Annotated in this window: 20 protein-coding genes; 16 read left to right on the top strand and 4 right to left on the bottom strand. The window is 73.5% G+C overall.

Features of this window, described 5'->3' with window-relative positions:
* Positions 1 to 18: 18 nt before the first annotated feature.
* Both AOM07_RS05620 and AOM07_RS05615 read right to left on the bottom strand, forming a co-directional pair.
* Positions 19 to 1,818, bottom strand: a complete 1,800-nt coding sequence (locus AOM07_RS05620) for a DEAD/DEAH box helicase (protein WP_062311802.1) — start codon at positions 1,816 to 1,818, stop codon at positions 19 to 21.
* Positions 1,819 to 1,855: 37 nt separating this feature from the next.
* Positions 1,856 to 3,793 carry a glycoside hydrolase family 15 protein gene (locus tag AOM07_RS05615; protein WP_084830127.1) on the bottom strand — a complete coding sequence of 646 codons (1,938 nt, stop codon included), beginning with the start codon at positions 3,791 to 3,793 and terminating at the stop codon, positions 1,856 to 1,858.
* A 107-nt stretch (positions 3,794 to 3,900) separates the two neighbouring features.
* Between AOM07_RS05615 and AOM07_RS05610 the strand changes: the two genes are divergently transcribed.
* Positions 3,901 to 5,574 (top strand): alpha/beta-hydrolase family protein, encoded by a 1,674-nt coding sequence (locus tag AOM07_RS05610; protein ID WP_062311801.1) that lies wholly within the window; start codon positions 3,901 to 3,903, stop codon positions 5,572 to 5,574.
* A gap of 15 nt (positions 5,575 to 5,589) precedes the next feature.
* Here the strand turns inward: AOM07_RS05610 and AOM07_RS05605 are convergent, their stop codons facing one another.
* Positions 5,590 to 7,182 carry an SDR family oxidoreductase gene (locus AOM07_RS05605; RefSeq protein WP_062311800.1) on the bottom strand — a complete coding sequence of 531 codons (1,593 nt, stop codon included), beginning with the start codon at positions 7,180 to 7,182 and terminating at the stop codon, positions 5,590 to 5,592.
* A gap of 345 nt (positions 7,183 to 7,527) precedes the next feature.
* Between AOM07_RS05605 and AOM07_RS05600 the strand changes: the two genes are divergently transcribed.
* Genes AOM07_RS05600 through AOM07_RS05580 form a run of 5 tightly spaced genes read left to right on the top strand, consistent with a single transcriptional unit; the run spans position 7,528 to position 14,541 of the window.
* A complete protein-coding gene (locus tag AOM07_RS05600; protein ID WP_084830125.1) occupies positions 7,528 to 8,790 on the top strand; it encodes a glycosyltransferase in 1,263 nt (420 codons plus the stop codon).
* A complete protein-coding gene (locus AOM07_RS05595) occupies positions 8,780 to 10,087 on the top strand; it encodes a glycosyltransferase (RefSeq protein ID WP_062311798.1) in 1,308 nt (435 codons plus the stop codon). Before AOM07_RS05600 ends, AOM07_RS05595 begins: the two co-directional genes overlap by 11 nt.
* A complete protein-coding gene (locus AOM07_RS05590) occupies positions 10,084 to 12,675 on the top strand; it encodes a glycosyl hydrolase family 8 (RefSeq protein ID WP_062311797.1) in 2,592 nt (863 codons plus the stop codon). The genes AOM07_RS05595 and AOM07_RS05590 overlap by 4 nt, the downstream gene beginning before the upstream one ends.
* A gap of 22 nt (positions 12,676 to 12,697) precedes the next feature.
* Positions 12,698 to 13,147: a GtrA family protein gene (locus tag AOM07_RS05585; RefSeq protein ID WP_062311796.1), complete on the top strand. Its 450-nt coding sequence runs from the start codon at positions 12,698 to 12,700 to the stop codon at positions 13,145 to 13,147.
* Complete coding sequence (locus AOM07_RS05580) at positions 13,144 to 14,541, top strand: NAD(P)/FAD-dependent oxidoreductase (RefSeq protein ID WP_062311795.1); 1,398 nt, start codon at positions 13,144 to 13,146, stop codon at positions 14,539 to 14,541. Before AOM07_RS05585 ends, AOM07_RS05580 begins: the two co-directional genes overlap by 4 nt.
* On the opposite strand, the gene AOM07_RS05575 is transcribed toward AOM07_RS05580, so the two are convergent.
* Positions 14,538 to 15,797: a glycoside hydrolase family 5 protein gene (locus AOM07_RS05575; protein ID WP_156171804.1), complete on the bottom strand. Its 1,260-nt coding sequence runs from the start codon at positions 15,795 to 15,797 to the stop codon at positions 14,538 to 14,540. The genes AOM07_RS05580 and AOM07_RS05575 overlap by 4 nt on opposite strands.
* Positions 15,798 to 16,079: 282 nt before the next feature.
* Here AOM07_RS05575 and AOM07_RS05570 point away from each other — a divergent pair, with 282 nt between their 5' ends.
* Genes AOM07_RS05570 through AOM07_RS05525 form a run of 10 tightly spaced genes read left to right on the top strand, consistent with a single transcriptional unit; the run spans position 16,080 to position 24,165 of the window.
* Positions 16,080 to 16,511, top strand: a complete 432-nt coding sequence (locus tag AOM07_RS05570; protein WP_062311793.1) for a hypothetical protein — start codon at positions 16,080 to 16,082, stop codon at positions 16,509 to 16,511.
* Positions 16,508 to 17,431, top strand: coding sequence for a hypothetical protein (locus tag AOM07_RS05565; protein ID WP_062311792.1), 924 nt, complete (start codon positions 16,508 to 16,510; stop codon positions 17,429 to 17,431). Before AOM07_RS05570 ends, AOM07_RS05565 begins: the two co-directional genes overlap by 4 nt.
* A complete protein-coding gene (locus AOM07_RS05560; RefSeq protein ID WP_062311791.1) occupies positions 17,418 to 18,728 on the top strand; it encodes a V-type ATPase 116kDa subunit family protein in 1,311 nt (436 codons plus the stop codon). Before AOM07_RS05565 ends, AOM07_RS05560 begins: the two co-directional genes overlap by 14 nt.
* Positions 18,725 to 19,159, top strand: a complete 435-nt coding sequence (locus tag AOM07_RS05555) for an ATP synthase subunit C (RefSeq protein ID WP_062311790.1) — start codon at positions 18,725 to 18,727, stop codon at positions 19,157 to 19,159. Before AOM07_RS05560 ends, AOM07_RS05555 begins: the two co-directional genes overlap by 4 nt.
* A complete protein-coding gene (locus AOM07_RS05550; RefSeq protein WP_062311789.1) occupies positions 19,156 to 19,401 on the top strand; it encodes a hypothetical protein in 246 nt (81 codons plus the stop codon). The genes AOM07_RS05555 and AOM07_RS05550 overlap by 4 nt, the downstream gene beginning before the upstream one ends.
* A complete protein-coding gene (locus tag AOM07_RS05545) occupies positions 19,398 to 19,922 on the top strand; it encodes a hypothetical protein (protein WP_062311788.1) in 525 nt (174 codons plus the stop codon). The genes AOM07_RS05550 and AOM07_RS05545 overlap by 4 nt, the downstream gene beginning before the upstream one ends.
* Positions 19,910 to 21,667 carry a V-type ATP synthase subunit A gene (locus AOM07_RS05540; RefSeq protein WP_228374384.1) on the top strand — a complete coding sequence of 586 codons (1,758 nt, stop codon included), beginning with the start codon at positions 19,910 to 19,912 and terminating at the stop codon, positions 21,665 to 21,667. Before AOM07_RS05545 ends, AOM07_RS05540 begins: the two co-directional genes overlap by 13 nt.
* Positions 21,664 to 23,103, top strand: a complete 1,440-nt coding sequence (locus AOM07_RS05535) for a V-type ATP synthase subunit B (protein ID WP_082101508.1) — start codon at positions 21,664 to 21,666, stop codon at positions 23,101 to 23,103. The genes AOM07_RS05540 and AOM07_RS05535 overlap by 4 nt, the downstream gene beginning before the upstream one ends.
* Positions 23,096 to 23,725 (top strand): V-type ATP synthase subunit D, encoded by a 630-nt coding sequence (locus AOM07_RS05530; protein ID WP_062311787.1) that lies wholly within the window; start codon positions 23,096 to 23,098, stop codon positions 23,723 to 23,725. Before AOM07_RS05535 ends, AOM07_RS05530 begins: the two co-directional genes overlap by 8 nt.
* Positions 23,722 to 24,165, top strand: coding sequence for a universal stress protein (locus AOM07_RS05525; protein ID WP_062311786.1), 444 nt, complete (start codon positions 23,722 to 23,724; stop codon positions 24,163 to 24,165). The genes AOM07_RS05530 and AOM07_RS05525 overlap by 4 nt, the downstream gene beginning before the upstream one ends.
* The last annotated feature ends 19 nt before the right edge of the window (positions 24,166 to 24,184 follow it).

Raw genomic sequence — 24,184 nt, 5'->3', positions numbered from 1 at the left:
GTCGGGGGCCGCCGCGGACTAGTACCGCCGCGGCTTGCGCGGCCCGCGGTCGTCCCGGCGGCCCCGGTCGCGGTCGCCGTAGCGGCCGCCGCGCGAGCCGCCGTCGCGGGACCGGCCTCCGCTGTCGGGCTTGATCTCGATCAGCCTTCCGGAGATGCGGGTCCCGCGCAGCCGCTCGAGTGCCGACGGCGGCAGCGTGGACGGCAGCTCCACGAGCGAGAACTCGGGCAGGATCGTGATCTTGCCGAAGTCGCCCCGCGAGAAGCCGCCCTCGTTCGCGAGCGCGCCGACGATCTGCCGGGGCTCGACCTTGTGACGCTTGCCCACCTCGATGCGGTACGCGGTGAAGCCCTCGCTGGACCGCCGGTCGCCGCGACGGTCGTCACGGCCGCCGCCGCGCGCATCGTCGCCGCGATCGTCACGAGAGCGCCGGTCGGGAGCGAAGGACTGCCGCTTCGGCTCGTCGGCGGGATCGAGCAGGAGCGGCGTCTCGCCCTGCGCGACCACCGCGAGCGCCGCGGCGACGTCCGCTTCGGGGACGTCGTGGTGCTCGACGTAGTGGGCGATGATGTCGCGGAAGCGGCTGATGCGATCGGCCTGCTCGAGCGCGGCGGTGATCGAGTCGTCGAAGCGTGCGAGGCGCGTGGCGTTGACCTCGTCGGCGGAGGGCCAGTGCATCTCGGTGAGCGGCTGGCGGGTGGCCTTCTCGATCGCGGTGAGCAGGCGGCGCTCGCGAGGCGTGATGAAGCTGATCGCGTCGCCGGTGCGCCCCGCGCGACCCGTGCGGCCCACGCGGTGGACGTAGGACTCGGTGTCGATCGGGATGTCGAAGTTCACCACGTGGCTGATCCGGTCCACGTCGAGGCCGCGCGCCGCGACATCGGTCGCGACCAGGATGTCGAGCTTGCCGTCCTTGAGCTGCTTGATGGTGCGCTCGCGCTGGGCCTGTGCGACGTCGCCGCTGATCGCCGCGGCGGCGAGACCGCGGGCGCGCAGGCGTTCGGCGACGGACTCGGTGTCGTTCTTCGTCCGAGTGAACACGATCATCGCCTCGAAGTTCTCGACCTCGAGGAGGCGCGTGAGGGCGTCCATCTTCTGCTGGTAGGACACGATGAGGTAGCGCTGCGTGATCGTGGACGAGGTGGTGGTCTTGCGCTTGACCGTGATCTCCGCCGGATCGTCGAGGTAGCGCTGCGAGAGGCGACGGATCTGCGCGGGCATGGTCGCCGAGAACAGTGCGACCTGCTTGTCGTCCGGCGTGGACGCGAGGATCGTCTCGACGTCCTCCGCGAACCCCATCTTGAGCATCTCGTCGGCCTCGTCGAGCACGAGGTACTTCAGCTCCGACAGGTCGAGCGTGCCCTTGTCCAGGTGGTCCATGATGCGGCCGGGCGTGCCCACGACCACGTGCACGCCGCGTCGCAGCGCGGACAGCTGCACGCCGTAGCCCTGGCCGCCGTACACGGGGAGCACGTGGACGCCCTTGAGGTCCGACGCATAGCGCTCGAAGGCCTCGCAGACCTGGAGCGCGAGCTCGCGCGTGGGCGCGAGCACGAGCGCCTGCGGCGCCTTCTGGGACTTGTCGAGACGCGCGAGGATGGGCAGCGCGAACGCGGCGGTCTTGCCGGTGCCGGTCTGCGCGAGACCCACGACGTCGCGGCCGCTGAGCAGCAGCGGGATGGTCTCCGCCTGGATGGCGGACGGGGTCTCGTAGCCGACGGCCTTGAGGGACCTGAGGATCGGTCCGTCGAGGCCGAGGTCGGCGAAGGTCTGGGTGGGTGCGTCGGTGGTGCCGGTCTCGTCGGCCTCGGGCGTCATGTGACCACCGTAGGCGTCGAACGTCCCTCGCGTGGCATCAGGCGTCGCCGTCCCCGCCCGGCACGCGCCAGGAACCCGTGCCGTCGCCCGGCTCGTCGAGCCGTCGCATCGCCTCGCGGACGGTCGGGCCGACGAGGTCCTGCGTCGCGTCGAGGTGCCGGTCGAGCACGATCGCGGCGCGGATGAGGGCGAGGTGGCTGAAGGCCTGCGGGAAGTTGCCGAGCTGCTCGCCCGTGAGCCCGATCTCCTCGGCGTACAGGCCCAGGTGGTTCGCGTACGTGTGCATCTTGCCGAACGTCAGCTCCGCGTCCTCGAGGAACCCCGACCGCGCGAGCGCGTCGACGTAGAAGAACGAGCACAGCGTGAACGTCCCCTCGGAGCCGGACAGGCCGTCGGGGGAGGCGCTCGGGTTGTAGCGGTACACCAGGCTGTCCGAGACGAGCTCCTCGCGCATCGCGCGTAGCGTCGACAGCCACATCGGGTCGAGCGGGGCGATGAAGCCCAGGATCGGCATGAGCAGCAGCGACGCGTCGAGCACGTCGGTCCCGTCGTGCTGGACGAACGCCCCGCGGGCGCCGTCCCAGCCTCGCTCCATGACCTCGCGGTAGATCCCGTCCCGCGCCTCGGTCCACGCGTCGACGGGCGCCGGGCGGCCGTGCCGACGGGCGAGCCGGATGCCCCGGTCGAGCGCGATCCAGCACATCACGCGTCCGTACGTGAAGCGCTGCGGGCCGCCGCGGGTCTCCCAGATGCCCTCCTCGGCCTGATCCCAGTGCTCGCACAGCCAGTTCAGCAGCGCGGTGAGCTGCGCCCACCCGGCGTGGGCGAGCTCGAGCCCCGCCTCCGCCGCGGCGAAGATGGCCTCGAGGGCCTCGCCGTAGATGTCGAGCTGGATCTGGTCCGATGCGCCGTTGCCGATGCGCACGGGTCGGGATCCCTTGTACCCCTCGAGGTGGTCGAGGCTCTCCTCGACGAGGTCGCACGTGCCGTCCACGCGGTACATGATCTTGAGCGGTCCGGACCGCTCGCCGACGCTCTCGTGCACGCGGTCCATGAGCCACACGCCGAACGCCGCCGCCTCCTCGGTGTAGCCGAGTCCCAGCAGTGCGTGCACCGACAGGGACGCGTCCCGCACCCACGTGTAGCGGTAGTCCCAGTTGCGCTCGCCGCCGACCTGCTCGGGAAGCCCCGCCGTCGGCGCGGCGATGAGCGCGCCGGTCGGGGCGTAGGTCATGAGCTTGAGGGTCATCGCGGATCGGGCGACCATCTCGCGCCATCGTCCCCGGTAGGTGGAGCGGCCGTTCCACTCGCGCCAGTAGCGGCTCGTCTCGCGCAGCAGCGCGTCGACCTCGTCGGGTGAGACCCGCGCGGGGGCGCCGCCGCCCGTCTCGAGGATGACGCCGGTGACGTCGCCCTCCCGCAGCGTCCCCGTGACCCGGAGGCCGTCGCCGCTCGCCTCCATGGCCCCCGCGCGGCGGCCGCCGTGGACGACGACGCCGCCGATGCGATGCACCGTGAGCGACAGTCCGTCCGCACGGAAGACCGCGCCCTCCTCGCTCACCTGCTCGAGCGTGTGCGCGGCGCGCCCGTAGTCGAAGCGCGGCTGGATCTCGCCTGTGAACGCCATCGTGCCGCGCACGACGCGGACGAGACGCACCAGGCGGTGACGGTCGGTCGGCTCGGACCCGACGACGGGCATGAAGTCGACGACCTCGCCCACGCCGTCGTCGCTCATGAAGCGCGTCACGAGGATCGCGGTGTCGGGCAGGTAGAGCTGGCGCGTGACGTAGCCGTCGTCGGCGGGCCGGATGCGGCAGCGCCCGCCGCGCTCGGAGTCGAGCAGCGACGCGAAGATGCTCGGCGCGTCGAAGCGCGGCGCGCAGAACCAGTCGACGGTGCCGTCGGTCGCGACGAGCGCGGCGGTCTGCAGATCGCCGATCAGCCCGTGATCCTCGATGCTCGGGTAGGCGGACACGTGACCCCCTCGGTGAGCCTCCGTCCATCGTGACACGCCAGCCTCGCCGCCGGGCGCGTTCCCGGAGGGCGTCACCGCTACTGTGAGTGCGACGAAGGGGGAGGTACATGGTCAAGGTCGTGCGCATCGGATCCCGGCTGGACGTCGCGGGGGCGGCCGTCGGGCTCGTCGCGCTGGCGCTGTCCCTCACCCCGTCGCTGCTGCCGCGGCCCGCGTGGGGTCAGGGCTTCGTCTCCGGCCTGGCGTTCGCCGTCGGCTACGGCGTGGGCGTCCTGCTGTGGCGCGGTGTCGCGCGCCTGTCGCGCGGCCGGCTCCCCGATGCCGCGGACGCGCCCGTCTGGGTCGTCGTGCTCATCGGCTTCGTCGGCGCCGTGGCGCTCATGCCCTTCGCGCTCGGCTGGCAGAACTCCGTGCGGGAGGCCGTCGGCATGCCCGCCACGAACGGCTTCGACTGGTTCGTGGCCGTCCTATTCTTCGCGCTTGGCGCGTGGCTCGCCTTCGCGATCGGTCGCGGCGTCGCCGGCGGCTACCGGCGCCTGCAGCGGCTGATCGGGCCGCGCATGCCCGGCCGAGCCTCCCGGCCCCGCGTGGCCGGTTTCGCCACGGGTGCCGCGACCGTCGTCGCGATGCTCGTCGTCCTGTCCCTCGGCCTGTCGGTGCTGTCGTGGCTGCTCACCGTCGCCTCGGCGCAGAAGAACCGCGCGTACGACCCCGACTACACGCAGCCGACGAGCCCGCTGCGCTCGGGCAGCCCGGACAGCCTCGTCGCGTGGGAGGACCTCGGCCAGGCCGGGGTGAAGATCGTCGCCGGCGGTCCGAGCGTCACGGAGATCGAGCTTGTCACCGGCATGCCGGCGGAGGAGCCCATCCGGGTCTACGTGGGAATGGATTCGCCCGGCTCCTACGAGGATCACGCCGCGCTGGCGGTCGCCGAGCTCGAGCGCACCGGCGCGGCGGACCGCTCGGTGCTGATGATCGCGGGCACCACCGGTTCGGGCTGGCTGGATCCCGCGGCCATCGACGGCTTCGAGCTCCTCCACGCCGGCGACTCCGCGCTCGTGGCCGTGCAGTACACCGCGACGGGTAGCCCCGTGTCCGCGCTGCTCACCCCGGATGCGTCGCAGGACGCCACGACGGCGCTGGTGGACGCGGTGACCGCCTGGTGGACCGAGCTGCCGGAGGGCGACCGTCCGGAGCTCGTGGTGTACGGGCTGAGCCTCGGCAGCTTCGGCATCCACGCCGCATACGAGGACGCGGCCGACCTCCTCGCGTCGACGCAGGGCGCGGTCCTCGCCGGCACCCCGTCCTTCACCCCGATCTGGAACGAGCTCGAGGACGGCCGCGACGCGGGCAGCCCGTACGCGCTCCCGGTGCTCGACGACGGCGCGCACGTGCGGTGGTCCGACGAGTGGGGCGGGCTCGAGGCGCTGCCCGGCGCCTGGGACGACACCCGCGTCGCCTACCTGCAGCACGGCAACGACCCCATCGTGTGGATCGGTCCGAGCGTGATCTGGTCGGAGCCCGAGTGGATGCTGCCGGAGCAGCGCTCGGCGCAGGTGAGCGACGACATGGTGTGGATCCCGGCGGTGACCGCGTTCCAGGGCGTCGTCGATCTCATCCTGTCGACCGCGGTGCCCGAGGACGCGGGCCACAAGTACGGGAACCTCGCGCTCGACGCGCTCCACGAGGTGACCGGGGACGCCGGCCTCGACGACGACGCCCTCGCGCGCGTGCGCACCGTGATCGAGCAGTACGACACGTACTCGCCGGTCGCCAACTGAGCGGGGCGCGCGCGGTCAGTCCCGTCGCGGCTCCGGCACGAGCGCGGGCGCCTCGTCCTCCTCCGCCTCGGCCACGATGCGGTTGACCATGCCGCTGAAGATGAGCCCGTGGAACGGCAGCATCGACAGCCAGTAGAGCCGTCCCGTCAGCCCCCGGGGGAAGAACACGGCGCGCTGCCAGTACTCGGAGCCCTCCGTCGTCGGCTCGACCCCCAGCTCGAGCCACGCGCTGCCGGGCACGCGCATCTCGGCACGCAGCCGCAGCAGGCGGCCCGGCTCGACGTGCTCGACGCGCCACACGTCGATCGCGTCGCCCACCGTCACCTGGGCGCTCGTGCGGCGTCCGCGCCGCAGGCCCACGCCGCCCGAGAGCCGGTCGATGAGGCCGCGCGCCGCCCACAGCACCGACGCCGAGTACCAGCCCGTCGCCCCGCCGACCTGGGAGATGACGGCCCACACCGCGTCCGGATCGGCCGACGTGGCCTTCCGGCGCGCGTCCTTGAAGACCGTCCGTCCGGCCCAGTCGGGGTCGCTCGGCATGGGGTCGCTCGGGGCGTCGGGCACGCGCGCGTCGACCCAGCTGGTCTCGACCTGGTCGATCTCGATGCGCCCCAGCGCCAGCCTGACCGCGTCGCTGTACCCCGTGAGCCCCTCCGGGGGCGGGGGGATGAGGCGGTCGATCGCATCGTCCTTCACCACGCACGAGTGGAGCAGCGACTCCACGAGCGGTCGCGCGATCCGGTTCGGCACCGGCGTGACCAGCCCGACCCAGTGCGAGGCGAGACCGGGGGTGAGGACGGGCAGCGCGGTGATGGTGCGCCGGGGGAGTCCCGCGACGGCCGCGTAGCCGTTCATCATCTCCGAGTAGCGCATGACATCGGGCCCGCCGATGTCGAACGTGCCCTGCACGTCGCCGTCCACGCGCGCCGCGGCGAGGAGGTAGTAGAGGACGTCGCGCACGGCGATCGGCTGGATCGTGTTGCGCACCCACTTGGGCGCGGGCATGTACGGCAGCACCTCGGTGAGGTGGCGGATCATCTCGAAGGACGCGGAGCCGGAGCCGATCACCACCCCGGCCTGGATCACCAGCGTCGGCGTGGCGGACGCGATGAGGATGTCGCCCACCTCCTGGCGCGACGCGAGGTGTGCGGAGAGCTCGACCCCGTCCGGGTGGAGGCCGCTGAGGTAGACGATGCGCCGGACACGATGCGCGGCGGCGGCCTTCGCGGCGGTGAGGGCGATGGCGCGGTCGAGCCTGCCGTAGTCGCGCCCGCTGTGCATGGAGTGCACGAGGTAGTAGACGATGTCGACGCCGCTCATCGCGCGGTCCATCGCGCACGCATCCGAGGCGTCGCCCTCGACGACCTCGACGTCGCCGGCCCACGGCAGCGCGGCGATGCGGTCGGCCGAGCGCGTGAGCGCCCGCACGCGGTACCCGCCCGCGAGGAGCCGGGGGACGAGGCGTCCGCCGATGTAGCCCGTGGCTCCCAGCACCAGCACCAGCGGGGCGGTACCGTCGTCCGAGCGCGGCGCGCGCAGCGCGGCCTCGGTCCCGGTCGGGCTGCTCAGCGTCGCGGGGTCGGCCTCGCCGCCTGTGCTGTCGCTCACGGTCCCTCCCGTCCTCCCGGCCACCACGCCGGGTGCTCCAGGGGCAACCGCGGCGGGGTCGGCTCGCATTCCCGCTCGGGGAGGGCCGCCCTGGCATCCGTAGGCCCGTCCTATGTGTCGTATAGGTTAAATATCCGTTTCGTCCTATACAAGCGCAAATGCCCTGGCTAACGTGTCGCTTGTCAGCGTTGCCACGGTGCCTGGGGGGGCCAGGATCGGAGCATCGCGTCTGTCGACTCCATCCTGGATTCCGCCTGGTCTGCTGACGCTCGGCCGTGCCCCTGTGCGGAAGAGCCCGTGGTGAGGACCACGGGCCCTGCGCCCAGAACCAGGAGGACCACGGGCATGGCTTCTTCCCCGATCCCTACGGACGGCGGCCCCCGGCCGATCGCGCCCCCGCGCACGGCGCTGATGATCGTCCCCACCTACAACGAGTCGGGCAACATCGCCGCGCTGCTGGAGCAGCTCTTCTCCCTGCCGACGCGCAAGCGCACCGGCTGGGACCTGCACGTGCTGGTCCGGGACGACCGCTCGCCGGACGGCACCGGCGAGATCGTCGAGGAGCTCGCGGCGGGCCGCTATCGCGGACGGCTGCTCCTGTCCCGCGGCACCAAGCAGGGCCTGGGCAAGGCGCTCGAGCTCGCGTTCGCGGAGGCGCTGGAGCTCGGGTACGAGGTCGTCATGACGATGGACGCCGACTTCTCGCACGCGCCCCTCGACGTCCTGCCGCTGCTCGCCGCGATCGAGGACGGCGCGGACGTCGCGGTCGGCTCGCGCTACACGCCGGGCGGGCTGATCCCGGGGGACTGGCCTCTCAGCCAGATCGTCCGCACCAGGGTCGCCGGGTCCGTCGCACGCGGCGTCGGCGGCATCGACCCGGGCCTGCGGGAGCTCACCACGAACTTCCGGGCGATGCGCCGCCACGTGCTCGACTCGATCGACTTCGGCCGCGTCCGCGCCCGGGGGTACGGCTTCCAGATCTTCCTCGCCAACGCCTTCTCCAGCGGCGGGTGGGCGGTCACCGAGGTGCCGATCAGCTTCCACACGCGCGCGCACGGCGTCTCCAAGGCGAGCGTCAAGGACGTGGTGGAGTTCGTCCGCATCGCGCTGCAGCTCAACGACGACTCGCCGTTCAAGCAGCTCGTCCGGTTCCTCCTCGTGGGCGCCTCCGGGACCCTCGTCAACCTCGGGTCGCTGTGGGTCCTGCGGCACATCTTCATGCCGCAGGACCCGGTCGACGACGGGATCTGGCTGCTGTCCGCGGCCGCGATCCAGATCTCGATCCTGTGGAACTTCTGCTGGCACACCGCCTTCACGTTCCGGCGCTACCGCCGCGCCGGGGGCGGGCTCGGGGTGGGGCAGGTGCTGGTGAACCTGCTGAAGTTCGAGGGCGCGAGCGCGCTCACCCAGACCGTCATCTTCGGCGCCTTCGTGGTGTTCTCCAACCTCGGCGTCTTCTACCTCTTCGCCCAGGCGCTCGGGATCGCGATCGCCGTCACCGTGAACTACTGGGTGAGCAGCCATTACATCTGGGACTGGCGGCGTCGGACGGCGAGCCCGCCCGCCCCGGTCCTCGCGAACGCACCGGAGCTCCGCCGTGCCGCATGACATCCTCACCGGCCTCGTGCTGGTCGTCGCGGTCGTGCTCCTCGTGCAGGCCGTCGCGAGCCTCGTCCAGACGCTCTACATCTGGGACTCGCCGGATCGGATCCGTGCGGCGGGCAAGCCTGCCACCTACGCGCGCCCCCGGCACGGCTTCACGGTCCTGCTGCCGGCGCGCCACGAGCAGGACGTGATCGGGGAGACGCTGCGCCGGCTCGGCGAGGCTCGCTACCCGACGCGGCTCGTGGAGCTCATGGTGATCTGCACCGCCGACGACACGGCGACGATCGCCGCGGCGGAGCGCGCCGCGGAGGAGCACGGGCTCACCAACGTGACCGTGCTCGTGTTCCACGGCACGCCGGGCAAGTCCCGCGCGATGAACCTCGGGCTCGCCGCCGCCAAGCACGACCTCGTCACGATCTTCGACTCCGAGGACGACGTGAGCCCCGAGATATTCTCGATCGTCGACACCCTCTACCAGCGCCGCCGGATCGACGTGCTCCAGTGCGGCGTCCAGCTGATGGACCACGACAGCCACTGGTTCAGCGCGCACAACGTGCTCGAGTACTTCTTCTGGTTCAAGTCGCGCATGCACTACTTCGCGAAGGAGGGGGCGGTGCCGCTCGGCGGCAACACCGTGTTCTTTCGCGCGGAGGACCTGCGCGAGGTCGGCGGGTGGGACGAGCACGGCCTCACCGAGGACGCCGACCTGGGGATCCGGCTCAGCATCGCCGGCAAGAGCTTCGGCGTCATGTACGACGCGGAGCACGTGACGCGCGAGGAGGTGCCGCACTCGACCCGCGCGTTCGTCAAGCAGCGCACGCGCTGGAACCAGGGCTTCCTCCAGGTCCTCCGCAAGGGCGACTGGTGGAGGCTGCCGACCCTCCGTCAGAAGGTGCTCGTCGGCTCGGTGCTGACCGCGCCCAGCTTCATGGCCGTCGTGATCGCGTGCGCGCCGCTGTTCATCCTCATCGGGATGACGATGAAGCTGCCCGTGCTCGTGAGCCTGCTGAGCTTCGTGCCGCTCATGCTCGCCGTCGTGATGCTGTGCACGAGCGTGCTCGGGCTCTACGAGTTCGGCAAGGACCAGGGAATCAGGATCTCGCCCTACCGGTACCTCGCGCTCGTCGTGAGCTTCGTGCCGTACCAGGGCCTGCTCATGGTGAGCGCGGTGCGCGCGACCTACCGGGAGCTCACCGGCCGGCGCGGCTGGGAGAAGACGGTGCACACGGGCCGCCACCGCATCGGCGCCCAGGAGGCCCGTCCGGTGCTCGCACCCGTCATGGCCTCGGAGGCCGCATGACGGCCCTGGCGGTGCGCCCGATCCGGGCGCACGCCAAGCCGCGCACGCCCCGGCGGGTCGAGGTCCTGCTCGTCGTGGCCGTGCTCGTGGCCAGCGCGCTCGTGCATGCCTGGAACATGCTCGGCTACCCGTACTTCGAGAACGACGAGGCCACGTACCTGTCGCGCGGGTGGGCGTTCATCACCGAGGGCCAGCTCGACGTCAACACCTACCGCTACGACCACGCGCCGCTCGGATGGATGTTCGTGGGCGGGTGGCTCGGCATCACCGGCGGCGGCGCCGTCTTCGGCGGCATGCTCGAGGCCGGCCGCGTGCTCATGCTGCTCGTGCACGTCGCGAACACGCTCCTGGTCTACGTCATCGGCAAGCGCCTCTCCGGGGGCCGGATCACCGCCGGGATGGTCGCGGCGCTCGTGTTCGCGCTGTCGCCGCTCGGCATCTACTTCCAGCGCCGCGTGCTGCTCGACAACCTCATGGTGCTATGGGTGCTGCTGGCGATCCTGCTGATCGCGCGCAGGCCGTTCACGCTCGGCGCCACGATCGGCAGCGGCATCGCCTTCGGCGTCGCGGTGCTCACCAAGCTCAACGCGGCCTTCTTCGGGCTCGGCTTCCTGGTCCTGCTCTGGGCGGGCGCGAGGGGCGCCCAGCGCAAGCACGCCCTGCTGCACTGGCTCGCGAGCGCGGGCGGCACCGTGCTGCTGTTCTTCGTCTACGCGATGCTCAACGAGGAGCTCCTGCCCGCCCCGGTCGACGCCGACGGCGTGCCGGAACGGGTCAGCCTCGTCGACACCTTCGGGCTCCAGCTCGGGCGCGGCGACTTCGCGTGGCCGTGGGACCCCGCGTCGAGCTTCCAGCAGGCGGTCGGCTCGTGGCTCGTCAAGGACTCCTTCACCATCGTCCTCGGGGCGGCGGCGACCCTCGCGCTCCTGCTCATGCTCACGCTCAGGCGGTTCCGGGACGCCGGCACGATCGCCGTCGTGGTGCTCGTGCTCTCGTACGTGCTGTTCCTCGCCCGAGGCGGCATCGTCATCGACCTCTACGTCGCACCGCTGCTGCCGTTCCTCGCGCTCGCGGTCGGCCTGCTCGTCGCCAAGGTGACGGATCTCGCGCCACCGGGCGGCCTCCGGACCGCGCTGGGGACGACGGCGGCGGTGGGGATCGTCGCCGGATACGTCACGGTCACCGACCACCGTCACCTCGTCACGGACGAGACGAGCAACCAGCAGGCGGCCGTCGCGTGGATCGAGGACGAGATCGAGCCCGACGCGGTGATCGCCGCCGACAACTTCGTCTACCCCGAGCTCGCCCAGGAGGGCCCGTACACGGGGACGATGTACTTCTTCAACGCGGAGTACGACCCCGAGCTCCGCCAGACCTACGGCGACGACTGGCGCGACATCGAGTACCTCGTGCTCACCCACGAGGTGCTCGAGCAGATCGAGCAGGGCACGGTGCCCAAGATGGCCGAGGTGCTCGAGCACTCCGAGCTGGTGGCCTCGTACACCGAGGGCTCGTCGTCCTTCATCGACCTCGATGCGCGCATCTCGACCAACGGCGACTGGGCCCAGGTGTGGGCGGTCAAGAGCCGCAACGAGATCGTGCTCCAGGACGCGTGGGAGCGGTTCCGCGACGACTGGCTCGTGTCCTACGGCCAGGTGCTCGAGGGCGACACGGGCACGACGACGTCGCTGGACCAGGCGCTCGCCATGGAGCAGGCGCTCGCGCAGGACGACGAGGCGACCTTCCGCGGCGTCTGGCAGTGGACGAGCGACCACCTGCGCCACCGCGAGAACGACGGTCTGACCTCGTGGCAGTGGATCACCGACGAGCTCGGCGACGGGGAGCTCGCCAGCTCCGACACCGTCTGCTCCGCGGACCAGCGGTTCATCGGGCTCCTCGTCGAGGCCGCCGAGGCATGGGACGCCCCGAGGCTCGCCACCGAGGCGTCCGAGCTCGCGGACGACTGGTGGTCGAGGTGCACCTTCACGCTCGACGGCCTGCGCCTGGTCGACTCGTCCGCGGACGGCTCGGTCGACGATCAGCTCCTCAACCCCTCGTACTTCGACCCCGTGCTCTACCGGCGGCTCGCCGAGGCGCTTCCCGAGCACAACTGGCAGCGGCTCATCGACGACGGCTACGCGTTCCTGGCCCGTGTGCTAGACGAGAGGGGGACCCTCCCGAACTGGGTGGTCCTCACGCAGGACGGGGAGCTGGAGCGCGCCTCGCGGCTCACGGGCAAGGGGGCCGACAGGCTCGGCGAGGACACCCTGCGGCTCGTGCCGGTCCTGCTGCGCGAGGAGCTCGCCGGCGAGGAGCGCGCGACCGTCCTCCTCGACGGCCTCGCGCCCCGCATCGTCGCGTACGCCGCGGACACGCCCGGCCTCCCGGCATGGTCGACGCTCGGGATGCTCGCCCAGGTCCGCGACGTCGGCGCCGACCCGGAGGCGGTGTACCTGACGCAGATCGCCGCGGAGATCGACCCCGAGACGGGCACGTGGGACGGCACGCTCGCGGACTTCTCCTGGACCTACGCATGGCACCGCTTCCAGCGGGGCCTGCCCTCGACCCTCACCGTCCCGCTCGCCTGAGAGAAACGCCAAGGAGGCCCCCATGGATGCCGTCACCACCGCTCCCGCGCCACCCGGCCGCCTGCGCGCCCTCGCGGAGCGGTACCGGCGCTTCCTCCTCTACGTCGTCATCGGCGGGGGAGCGCTCGTGGTCGACGTCGGCCTGTACGCGCTCCTCGCGGTCGCCGTCGGGATGCACCCGGTGCTCGCCAACACGACCTCGACGTTCGTGGCGATGATCGTGAGCTTCGCGGCGAACAGCCTCCTCAACTTCAAGGTGACCGACCGCATCGTCGCCCGCTTCCTGTCGTTCACCCTCGTCTCGGGCGCGGGCTACGTCGTGAGCACGCTGATGATCGCGGTGCTCGTCGACGGCCTGCACGTCGACGCGCTCATCTCGAAGGGGGCGACCCTGCCGGTCGTCGTCCTGCTCCAGTACACGCTCAACAAGAAGACCACGTTCGCCACCCCTGAGGGAAGGACCGCAGCATGAACGAGATCACGCCCGCGCGCGTCGCCGTCGTCGGCGGCGGCTTCACCGGCCTCACGGCCGCGTACGAGCTCGCGAAGGCGGGCCACCACGTGGAGGTGTACGAGGCGGCGCCCACGTTCGGCGGCCTGGTCGCCGGCTTCGAGCTCGCCGACGGCTTCCCGCTCGAGCGCGCGTACCACTTCCTCTACACGACCGACGAGTGGATGATCGGGATGGCCGAGGAGCTCGGCATCCGCGACCGGCTCGACTTCTACCCGAGCTCCATCAAGGCGTTCCACGAGGGCAGGCGGTACGGCTTCACCACGCCGCTCGAGCTGCTCTCGTTCAAGCCCCTGTCGTTCGTCGACCGGGTCCGCACGGGACTCACGGGCCTGCGCACGCTGTCGCTGAAGAACTGGCAGCCGCTCACCACCGTGACGGCGTACGACTGGCTGTGCAAGGTCAACGGCAAGCGGGCCACGGACATCGTGTGGAAGCCGCTGCTCATGGGCAAGTTCGACGTGTACTGGGACAAGGTCACGATGGCGTGGCTGTGGACGCGCATCCACGTGCGGCAGACGTCGAAGCTCAAGGGCGAGCAGACGGAGCGCCTCGGCTACTTCGAGGGCGGCTTCCGCATCATGGTCGACCGGTGGCTCGAGGAGCTCGCCGCACGGGGCGCCGTGCTCCGCCCCGGCACCCCCATCCAGGCCTTCACGGAGGCCGACGGCAGGCCCGCGCTCGTCATCGACGGCGAGGAGCGCCGCTTCGACGCGGTCCTCGGCGCGATCCCGAGCAACGCGCTCGCCCGCGCCGCCAAGGACCACCCGGCGATGACGCCGGCCTACTCGAAGCAGCTCACCGACATCGACTACCTGGGCGCCGCGCTCATGGTGATCACGACCAGCGAGCCGATCACCGACACGTACTGGCACCAGATCCACGACCTCGACGCGCCGTTCCTCGTGTTCCTGAGCCTCGATTCGCTCATCGGCGCAGAGAACACCGGCGGGCGGTACATCTACTACATCGGCGACTACGTGCAGAACGACGACGAGGTCATGACGATGGACGAGGACGTCCTGCGCGAGCGCTGGTACGCGGGCCTCGAGAAGCTCTTGCCGGAGTTCTCCCGGGACCTCGTCACCGAGTCCCACGTGTTCCGCTTCCGCAACGCCCAGCACATCGTCGACGTCACCTTCGAGTCCCGCATCCCGGCGATGGAGACGCCCCTGCCCGGCTACTTCCTCGCGAACTTCTCGCAGGTCTTCCCCGAGGACCGCGGCACCAACTATGCGGTGCGCGACGGACTCCGCGTCGCGGCCCTCATGGAGGAGGCGCTCCGCGCCGAGCCCACGCGGGTCGCGCGGGAGGGGGCCGAGGGTGCCGCGGAGCTGGACGCGGCGGCCTCCTAGCCTGCGGCCGCGGCCAGCTCCTCCGCGTACGGCAGCGCGTACTTGCCCTCGCCGTACGCGTCCCAGTAGTGGTGAGCCTCGTAGCGGAAGTTCCCGGCGGTGTCGTCGATCCATCCCGTCGGGTGCGTGGTCCGCCACCGCTCGAGGCTCGACCAGTCGTAGCCGGCGACGAGCAGGAGGTGCGCGTCGCCCGCCTCGCGCAGCGCGGTGACGGTGTCCTGCGTCAGCTGCTCCCAGGCGGCGGCCGCGCCACGCTCGTCGCCGCCGCCCAGGTCATGCGGCTCGTTCATGAGGCCGTACCCGAGCACCGCGGGATGCTCGCCCCAGGTCCGGGCGATGCGGAGCCAGACGTCGGTCATCCGCGTTCCGGGCAGCGCGTCAGATCCGAGCAGGAGCGGCCCGGCGTCGGTGACGTACGCGCCGTAGTTGTGGAGGTCGAGGACGACGTCGATGCCCGCGTCCGCGGCGGCGTCGAGCTGCGCCGTGACGGCTGCGACCTGAGCCGCGTCGAGGGCGCCGCCCTGCTCGGGCTGCAGGCGCTCCCACCGCACGGGGAGGCGCACGAGGTCGATGCCGCGCGATGCGAGCCACGCGTACGACGCCAGGGGCTCCGCGAAGTAGTCGGTGCCGAGCACGCCCGGACGGGTGTTGGTGAAGCCGTCCTCCGTGCCGAACTCGAGCCCCGCGAGGTTGACGCCGTGGCGGGCGCCGGTGCCTCCCGCATCGTCCGTGCCGCGCGACGCCTCCAGCTCCTCGATCACGAGCGCCTGGCCGCTGGCGGTGTCGAGCGAGCCGCTGCCGCCGTCGCCGTACGTCACGAGCGGATAGCCGTCGGACCAGTGGCTGCCGGCCGCCCACGCGGTGGTCCACAGGCCCTCCTGCTCGGCGAGGAGGTACCAGTGCTCGCCGAGGGCGTCCCAGCCCGGGTCGGTCGCGGCCGGCCAGCCGACCTCGCCCACGAAGCCCTCGGCGTCGTTCTCCGCCAGCCACGCCGTGAAGTCCCGGAGGTCGCCGATCTCCCGCTCCTCGAGCGCGTCGAGCTCGACGCCGGCAAGCACGTCCTCGGTGGTGGGCGACGCGGAAGGCGTGGGCGCGGGGGTGGAGGCCGTCGCGGAGGCGGAGGGTGAGGTCGCGGGGGCGCTCGGCGCGGCGGTGTCGGCACGCGTGACGGCGGCGGTGACCGCGAGCGCCGCGGCACCGACCCCGAGCATGACGGGCCACGCGGCTCGACGGCCGAACGGGTGGCGAGTGCTCACGGGGATCACCTTTCGGGCGGTCCGGCGGGTGCCGGGCCTCGGGGATCGACGACGCTGGGTGCTCTGACGTCCGAGCGGCGGGGCGTGCGCTCGTGGACGATCGTACCTGGGGCACCCGCGGTTGCGGCACCCCCTCGTGGACGCCCGCCTCCGGTCGATCCGAGCCGTCCCTTCGGCCTCGTACGAGGGCTTCCACCCGTCGCCCGCGGGGACCCCCGGGGGTAGATTCGAGGGAGAGGGGCGGCCCCTCCGCCCGGGTCGCCACGGCCTCGAGGAAGAGAGATGCGCTGGCAGGAGATCCTCGACCGCTTCCGCCCGGTGACCGCGCCGGGGGGAGCGGCGGAGTCCGCCGAGCACGTCGCCGCCCGTACCGGCGTCGCGCTGGAGCTGGCGCCTGTCTTCGCCGCGCTCGACGGGGACCTCGCGACCGCGGCACGACGAGGCGCGGAGGCGCGGAGCCGCGCGGAGCGCGTCCTCGATGAGGCACGCCGGGACGCCGCGGCCCGGGTCGCGCGGGCGCACGCGGGGGCGCCCGGCCTCGAGGCCGAGGCGGCGGCGACCGTCCGCGCGGAGGCCGAGTCGGGCGACGAGGCGGCGCTGCGCGACGCGCGCGAGCGCACGGCCGCACTCACCACCGAGCGCTCCCCGCGCATCGACGACGCGGCGGACGCCGTCGTCGCGCGCCTCGTCGAGGACCTGCGGGGGCGGCCATGAGCGCCGCGTGGGTCGCCGCCGCGGTGCGGGTCCGCGCCCTCGTCGCGGGCCGCGCCGGTCCCGAGGGGGCCGCGCGCCTCGCGCGCGCCGGCTCGCTCGCCGAGGCCGGCGACCTCCTGGCCCGGTGGAGCTACGGCGCGAGGGTGCGCGACGCCGCCACGCCGGGCGGGCTCCAGCGGGCGACCCGCGAGACCCTCCTGTGGCAGCTGCGCGTGCTCGCCGGCTGGGCGCCCGCGGGCGGCACGGGGATCCTGCGCGCGGCGGCGGCGGAGTTCGAGCGCGACAACATCCTGGCGCGCGTGCGCGAGCTCTCCGGCGCGCATTCCGAGCGGACCTACGAGCTCGGTGCGCTCGACACGTCCTGGAGCATGCTCCGGCTTGCCCCCAGCGCGGACGTGCTCCGGGCGACGCTCGCGCGCTCCGCGTGGGGCGCGGTGCCGGACGATGAGGCGGACCAGCTGGCGGACCTTCTCACGGCCGCGTGGCTCCAGCGCTACGCCCGCGTCGCTCCCGCGGCGCGCGGGTGGGCCGCCCGGCAGGCCGCGCTGGCCGTCGCGCGCCTCGCCTTCGTCGACCGCGTGCGGCCGGGGCCCACGCTCCGCGAGCGCGTGCGACCGCTGCTGGGACGCGCGTGGGAGCAGGCCGCCGATCTCTCGGCGTTCGCGGACTCCCTTCCCCGCGGCGCGCGGGTCGTGCTCGGCGGCGTCACCGACGCGGGTGGGCTCTGGAGAGCCGAGGCGCGCCACCACGGCCTCGTCGACACCGAGGCGGCCTCGCTGCTGCGGTCCGCCAGGCCGGGCCCGGACGTCGTGGTCGCGGGGATCGGCCTCCTCGCCGCGGACGCGTGGCGCATCCAGGCGGCGGTCGCCGCCGTCGGATCCGCCGGCGGAGCGAGGGAGGTGCTCGATGCCGCCGCGTGAACGCGCCGGACCGGTGCCGATGGAGCGGGTCGCGATCGTCGTGCTCGACGAGGACCGCGAGCGCGCCCTGCGTGCCGTCGCGCGGGCGGGCGCGGTCGAGCTCGACCTGCGGGGGGCGCCCGCGGGCGAGGGCGACGAGCTGCGCCGGGCGGCCGACGCGGGCGTGGAGCACGGCCCCCTCGTCGGCTGGGTCGGGTGGATGCCGCGCCACGAGCACGCGGCGTTGGCCGCGTCGCTCGCCGAGCTGGGCGGGGCCCTGGTGCCGCTCCGCACGCCCGTCGGCGAGGAGCCGCCCACCCTCATCCGTCACGCGCCGGGCGACACGTCGCGGACACTCGTGGACACGTACGGCACCGTCCCGTACGCGGACGTCGACCCCGCGCGCGCCGCCCTCGTCGCGTACATCCTCATGTTCGGCATGATGTTCGGCGACGTCGGGCACGGCGCGATGCTCGTCGCCGTGGGCCTCCTGATCCGCGCCGGCGCGATCCGCCCGCTGCGCCGCATCCGCCGCACCTGGGGCTTCGTCACGCTGGCGGGCCTCGCGGCGATGGTCTTCGGCCTCCTCTACGGCGAGGCCTTCGGACCCACCGGTCTCGTGCCGGTGCTGTGGCTGAACCCGATGGACGAGCCGGTCCCGCTGCTCCTCGCCGCGATCGCCATCGGCGCGGTGCTGCTCGCGGGCTCGTACGTCACGGGCACCGTCAACCGGGTCCGCGAGGGCGGCTGGGGCTACGCGCTGTACGCCCGCACGGGCGTGGCCGGATCCGGGCTGTTCCTCGCCCTGGGCCTCCTCACGTGGGGCCTGGTCGCGGCCGTCACGCCGCTCGTGGTGGTCGGGGCGGTGCTCGCGCTCGTCGCGCTCGTGCTGATCTTCGTGGGCGTGCTGTCGACCTCGGGCGGTGGCCCGTCGGGGATCCTGCAGGCGGGGATCGAGTCCTTCGACAGCGTGAGCCGCCTCGCCTCGAACGTCGTGTCCTTCGCACGGCTCGCGGCCTTCGGGCTCACGCACGCCGCGCTGCTCGCGGTCATCTGGACCGGCACCACCGCCCTCTGGGGGCCGGGATGGGGGGCGGTGGCCGCGGTCCTCGTCTTCGTCGTCGGCAACATCGTCACCTTCGGCCTCGAGGCGCTGATCGCCGGCATCCAGGCGCTCCGCCTCGAGTACTACGAGCTGTTCTCCCGGGTCTTCGTCGGCGAGGGGCGGCCCTTCCGCCCGTGGCGCCCGGACCTGTCGGGACATGAGGCGCCGGCCGACGCCGCGGTGCCCGCATCGCACAGAAAGGACCACCCATGACTCTCTGGCTCGGGGCGCTTCCCGTCCTCGTGATCGTCGCGGTCCTCGCGACAGTCCTGCTCCGACGGCGACACCGGGCGGGCATCTACGCCATCGTCGCCGCCAACGTGGCGGTGCTCATGGGGGCGGCGCTCGTGCTGCTCACCGAGACCTCCGCGAGCGCCGCGACGCAGGCGACCCCCGCGGCTGCCGCGGCCACGGACGCCGCCGCGAGCGGCGCCTCGGGATCCGCGCTCATCGCGGCGGCCATCGCCGTCGCCGGCTCCTCGATCGGTGCCGCCATCGCCGTCGCCTACACGGGCTCCGCGGCGCTCGCGGCGATGAGCGAGCGGCCCGAGATGTTCGGCCGCGCGATGGTCGTGGTCGGGCTGGCGGAGGGCATCGCGATCTACGGCCTCATCATCGCGATCATCCTCATCGGACAGGCATGACCGGGCCGGGCCCCGCCGCAGCGGGCGCCGTCGTCGCGATCGGCGCCCGGCGCGACGTGGGCGCCCTCACCCTTGCCGGCGCCGAGGTGCGCCTCGCGGACACGCCGGACGAGGTGCGCGGCGCCTGGAGCGCCCTCGGGCCCGGCGTCGCCCTCGTCATCCTCGGGCCCGCGGCCGCCGCGACGCTCGGGGACCTGGTCGATGCGCTGGACGCCCCCCTGACGGCGGTGATGCCGCGATGACCGCCCTCCCGCCGCAGGCCGAATCCTCGCTCGCACCGCTGAGAGCCGCGGTGCTGGCGCGCGCGCGAGCCGCCGCGGAGGACCTCGAGGGCGAGGCGTCGCGGCGGGCCCGCGCGCTCCTCGACGACGGGGAGCGCGAGGCGGAGGCCGTCGCCCGCCACGCGGTCGAGGCGGGCACCGCCGCCGCGCGCGAGGACGCGGCGAGGAGGTCCGCGCGCGCCCGACGCCGAGCCCACGAGCTCGAGCTGGAGGGACGGGAGGCGGTGCGGCGCGAGCTCGAGCGGCGCGTGCAGGACCGCGCCGCCGCGCTGCGTGCCGACCCCGCCTACCCGGACCTGCAGGACGCGCTGCGGGGACGCGCCGCCGAGGTGCTCGGGCCGGACGCCGTCCTCGAGGAGCACCCCGACGGCGGCATCCTCGCCACGTCCGGGAGGCGCTCCCTCGACCTCGGGCTCCCGGCCCTCGCCGCCGCGACCCTCGCCGCGATGTCGGAGGAGGTGGCGCCCCTGTGGACGGAGTGAGCGCCGCGGCCCCGGCGGTGTCCCGCGCGGGCCGCATGGTGCGCGTGAGCGGGCCCCTGCTCGAGGCCGAGGGGGTGCCCGACGTGCGCATGGGGGAGATCCTGCGCGTGGGCTCCGACGCGCTCAGCGCCGAGGTGGTCGCCGTCGAGGGGACGCGCGCGACGATGCAGGCGTACGAGTACACCGGCGGCGTGCGCGTCGGCGATCCCGCCGTCCGCACCGGGGAGCCGCTCTCCGGGCTGTTCGGGCCGGGACTGCTCGGACGGGCGTTCGACGGCCTCATGCGTCCCCTCACCGACGCGCCGCTGTGGCTGAGCCCCGCGCGCGCCGAGACCGGGCGGGACGGCGATGCCACGCGCTGGCGCTTCGTGCCGGCGGTCGCGCCCGGCACGGAGGTGGGGGAGGGCGCGATGCTCGGCACGGTGCCGGGGGCCGGCGCGGTGGAGCACCGGGTCGTGGTCCCGGTCGGCGTCTCCGGCGTGGTCGGGTGGATCGCGGACGAGGGCGAGGTGGACGCGGAGGCACGCGTCGCCGAGGTCGGGGGCCGCGCGGTGCACCTGTCGGAGCGGTGGCCGATGCGGCGCCCGCGGCCCTTCGCCGCGCGCCTGTCGGACCCGGCGCCCCTGCACACCGGCCAGCGGGTGCTCGACCTGCTGTTCCCCGTGGCGCGCGGCGGCGCGGCCGCGGTGACGGGCGGCTTCGGGACGGGCAAGACGATGCTGCTCCAGCAGGTCGCCAAGTGGTGCGACGCGGACGTCATCGTGTACGTGGGCTGCGGAGAGCGCGGCAACGAGATGGCGGACGTCCTCGAGGACTTCGCGCGGCTCGTCGACGCGCGCACCGGCGGCAGGCTCATCGACCGCACGGTGGTGGTGGCGAACACCTCCAACATGCCGATGATGGCACGCGAGCTCAGCATCTACACCGGGATAGGGATCGCCGAGTTCTACCGCGACATGGGCCACGACGCCGTGGTGATCGCCGACTCGACCTCGCGCTGGGCCGAGGCGCTCCGCGAGTTCGCGAACCGACGCGGCGACCTCCCGGCGGAGGAGGGGTTCCCCGCGAACCTCGCGTCGGAGCTGGCGGCCTTCTACGAGCGTGCCGGCCGCGTCACCACGCTCGGCGGGCACGATGCGTCGGTGACCGTGATCGGCGCGGTCTCCCCGCCGGGAGGCGACCTGTCGGAGCCGGTGACCACCATCACGCAGCGCTTCGTCCGCGCGATGTGGACCCTCGACCGGGACCTCGCGTACGCCCGCCACTATCCGGCGGTGCACTGGGCGGGTTCGTTCGCGCGGGACGCCGACGGGCTGGCGCGCTGGCAGACGGTCCAGGGCGACGCCGAATGGGCGGCACGTCGCGCGACCGCGCTCGAGATCCTCGCGGAGGCGGACCGCCTCGCGTCCCTCGCCGAGGTGATCGGGGTCAACTCGCTGCCCGGCCGGGAGCGCATGGTGGCGCTGGGCGGCCGGCTCCTGCGGGAGGCGGTGCTCGCGCAGAACGCGCTGAGCCCGAACGACGCCACCTGCTCCGACGCCAAGGGCGCCGCGCTCCTCGACCTCGTGCTCGCGGTGGTCGAGGCGTGCCACGCCGCCATCGACCGGGGCGTCACGGCGACGGCGATCGAGCGCGTCGACTTCGGTCCGGTGATCCGTGCGGCCCAGGACGTCGGCCCGGAGGACGCGGACGCGATCGCCGCGATCCGTGCCCGGATGCTCGCGACGCTCGGAGCGTTGACATGACCGGCCGCGCGCCCAGCCGCGCCGGCACGGAGGCGCCCGCCGTGCTCGCGGCGGCCCGCGTCGCGCACCGCGACATCCGGGCGATCCGCGGCCCGCTGCTCGTCGTGGGCGGCGTGGAGGGCGTGGGCTGGGACGAGGCGGTCGAGGTGGCGACGTCCGCCGGTCCGCGCCACGGCCTGGTGCTCGACCTCGACGAGGACCGGGCGACGGTCCAGGTCTTCGAGGGGACGGAGGGGCTCGCCCCCGGCGCGGTCGACGTGCGCTTCGCCGGCCGGCCCCTGCACCTCGAGGTCGGCACCGGCTGGCTGGGACGGGTCTGCAACGGCCGGGGCGCGCCGCTCGACGGCGGCCCGCCCGTCACGGGCGCCCGGTCCGCCCCGGTCGCCGGCTGGCCGCTCAACCCCGTGGACCGCGAGCCGCCGCACGAGCCCGTGGTCACCGGGGTCTCCGCGATCGACGCGCTCACCACCCTCGTGCGCGGCCAGAAGCTGCCGATCTTCTCGGTCGCGGGCCTGCCTCACCTGCGCCTGGCGACCCAGATCGCGGCGCAGGCGACGAGCGCGGGCGAGCAGTTCCGGGTGGTCTTCGCCGCGCTCGGGCTGACCCACGCGGACATCGCGTACGTCCGCGACCGGCTCGAGGGGCGCACCGCGACCGGCGAGCTGGTGCTGTTCCTCAACGCCGCCGACGATCCCGCGATCGAGCGGATCCTCACCCCGCGGCTCGCGCTCACGGTCGCGGAGCACCTGGCCTTCGAGGAGGGGGCGGACGTCCTCGTGGTGGTCTCCGACATGACCAACTACGCCGAGGCGGTGCGCGAGGTGTCCGCGGCGCGCCGCGAGATCCCGGCGCGGCGCGGCTACCCGGGCTATCTCTACAGCGACCTCGCGAGCCTCTACGAGCGCTGCGGCCGCGTGCGCGGCCGCGCCGGCTCGGTCACGGTCGTGCCGGTGCTCACCATGCCCGCGGGCGACGTCACGCACCCGGTGCCCGACCTCACGGGATACATCACCGAGGGTCAGATCGTGCTGTCGCCCGAGATCGACGCGCGCGGCGTGTACCCGCCGGTCGACACCCTGGGCTCGCTGTCGCGCCTCATGCGCCACGGCGCCGGTCCCGGCCGCACCCGCGAGGACCACCTCGACGTCGCCGCCCAGGTCCTCGCGGCCCTCGCGCACGCGCGGCAGTCGGCCGCGCTCGCGGAGCTCGTCGGCGCCTCCGCGCTCGGCGAGACCGACCGGAGCTACCTTGCGTACCGCGAGGCCGTCGAGCGCGACCTGCTCGACCAGCGTGACGACGAGGCACGCACGCTCGACGACACGCTCGATCGGGCGTGGCGGGCGCTCGCGACCCTGCCGCGCCACGAGCTCACGATGGTGTCGCCGGAGCAGGTCGCGCGCCGCCTCCCGTCGGGGGAGGAGGACGACCATGGCTGACGTCGGTCGGGCGGCACGCCTGCGCGTGCAACGCCTCCTCCTCATCGCCCGCCACGGGGTCGAGCTGCTCGAGCGCAAGCAGCGCATCGTGGCGGCCGAGCACGAGCGGCTGCTGCTGCGTGCCGACGACCTCCAGGTCGCGTGGGAGCGCGCAGCGGCCGAGGCGCGCACGTGGGCGGACCGGGCGGCGGCGATCGACGGGTGGCCCGCGCTCGCGGCGGCGGGCCCGCCCTCCGGCGCGCTCGTGCGGGTGGAGACGGGCCAGGTGATGGGCGTCGAGTTCCCCTCGCACGCGGCGGTCGAGGTCCTCGGGCGCCCGCGCACGGGTGGCAGCTCAGCGCTCGCGCACGCGGGGAGCGCGATGGCTGAGGCCGTGGAGGCCGCGGTCGCCTACGCGGCCGTGCGCCGAGCGGCCGCGTCCGTCCATGCCGAGCTGGTGGCCACCAGGACGCGGCGCCGGGCGGTCGAGCACCGCTGGATCCCCGACCTCGAGGAGGATCTGGCGCGGATCGAACGGGCGCTCGACGAGCTCGAGCGCGAGGAGAACCTCCGGGTGCGGTGGGCGGCCGGCGCGCGCGGCGGCGGGTCCCCGGGCGGGGACCGGGAGAGGACCGCGTCATGACCGGCACCATCCTCGTGGGGATCAACGACTCGGCCGCATCGTTCGCCGCCGCGGACGTCGCGATCGCACACGCGCGTCGGGACGGCGCGGTGCTGCGCGCCGTCGCCGTGGTCGACCACGAGGGAGCGGCGCGGGGCATGCCCGGCGAGGACGCCCTCGTGCGCGGGCACGAGCGGGCGTGCGCCGCGGCGCTCGACCATGTCGCGCGGCGCGCCGCCGAGGCGGGCGTGGAGATCGAGCCGGTGCTCCGGCGCGGGCGGATCGCGGCGCGTCTCCTCGCCGAGGCCGAGGCGTGCCACGCGGCCATGATCGTGCTGGGCCGCATGGAGCGCCCGGGCCACGTGATCGCCGGCATCGGCTCCCACACGCTCCATGTGATCGAGTTCGCGCGCATCCCCGTGCTCGTCGTGCCCGCGGCCGCGGCGGCGCCGGACGACTGAGGCCGCGCCTGCTCGCGCG

Source organism: Demequina rhizosphaerae, from assembly GCF_000971255.1.
Taxonomy (GTDB): domain Bacteria; phylum Actinomycetota; class Actinomycetes; order Actinomycetales; family Demequinaceae; genus Demequina; species Demequina rhizosphaerae.
Note: the sequence above shows the minus strand (reverse complement) of the source record. Positions and strands in the feature narration are given on the sequence as shown.

Coding starts and splice junctions, on each gene's coding strand:
- AOM07_RS05600 (WP_084830125.1), top strand. CDS start 7,528: ATGGCTTCTTCCCCGATCCCTACGGACGGCGGCCCCCGGCCGATCGCG.
- AOM07_RS05555 (WP_062311790.1), top strand. CDS start 18,725: ATGACTCTCTGGCTCGGGGCGCTTCCCGTCCTCGTGATCGTCGCGGTC.
- AOM07_RS05560 (WP_062311791.1), top strand. CDS start 17,418: ATGCCGCCGCGTGAACGCGCCGGACCGGTGCCGATGGAGCGGGTCGCG.
- AOM07_RS05550 (WP_062311789.1), top strand. CDS start 19,156: ATGACCGGGCCGGGCCCCGCCGCAGCGGGCGCCGTCGTCGCGATCGGC.
- AOM07_RS05570 (WP_062311793.1), top strand. CDS start 16,080: ATGCGCTGGCAGGAGATCCTCGACCGCTTCCGCCCGGTGACCGCGCCG.
- AOM07_RS05535 (WP_082101508.1), top strand. CDS start 21,664: ATGACCGGCCGCGCGCCCAGCCGCGCCGGCACGGAGGCGCCCGCCGTG.
- AOM07_RS05565 (WP_062311792.1), top strand. CDS start 16,508: ATGAGCGCCGCGTGGGTCGCCGCCGCGGTGCGGGTCCGCGCCCTCGTC.
- AOM07_RS05620 (WP_062311802.1), bottom strand. CDS start 1,818: ATGACGCCCGAGGCCGACGAGACCGGCACCACCGACGCACCCACCCAG.
- AOM07_RS05585 (WP_062311796.1), top strand. CDS start 12,698: ATGGATGCCGTCACCACCGCTCCCGCGCCACCCGGCCGCCTGCGCGCC.
- AOM07_RS05545 (WP_062311788.1), top strand. CDS start 19,398: ATGACCGCCCTCCCGCCGCAGGCCGAATCCTCGCTCGCACCGCTGAGA.
- AOM07_RS05610 (WP_062311801.1), top strand. CDS start 3,901: ATGGTCAAGGTCGTGCGCATCGGATCCCGGCTGGACGTCGCGGGGGCG.
- AOM07_RS05530 (WP_062311787.1), top strand. CDS start 23,096: ATGGCTGACGTCGGTCGGGCGGCACGCCTGCGCGTGCAACGCCTCCTC.
- AOM07_RS05525 (WP_062311786.1), top strand. CDS start 23,722: ATGACCGGCACCATCCTCGTGGGGATCAACGACTCGGCCGCATCGTTC.
- AOM07_RS05580 (WP_062311795.1), top strand. CDS start 13,144: ATGAACGAGATCACGCCCGCGCGCGTCGCCGTCGTCGGCGGCGGCTTC.
- AOM07_RS05590 (WP_062311797.1), top strand. CDS start 10,084: ATGACGGCCCTGGCGGTGCGCCCGATCCGGGCGCACGCCAAGCCGCGC.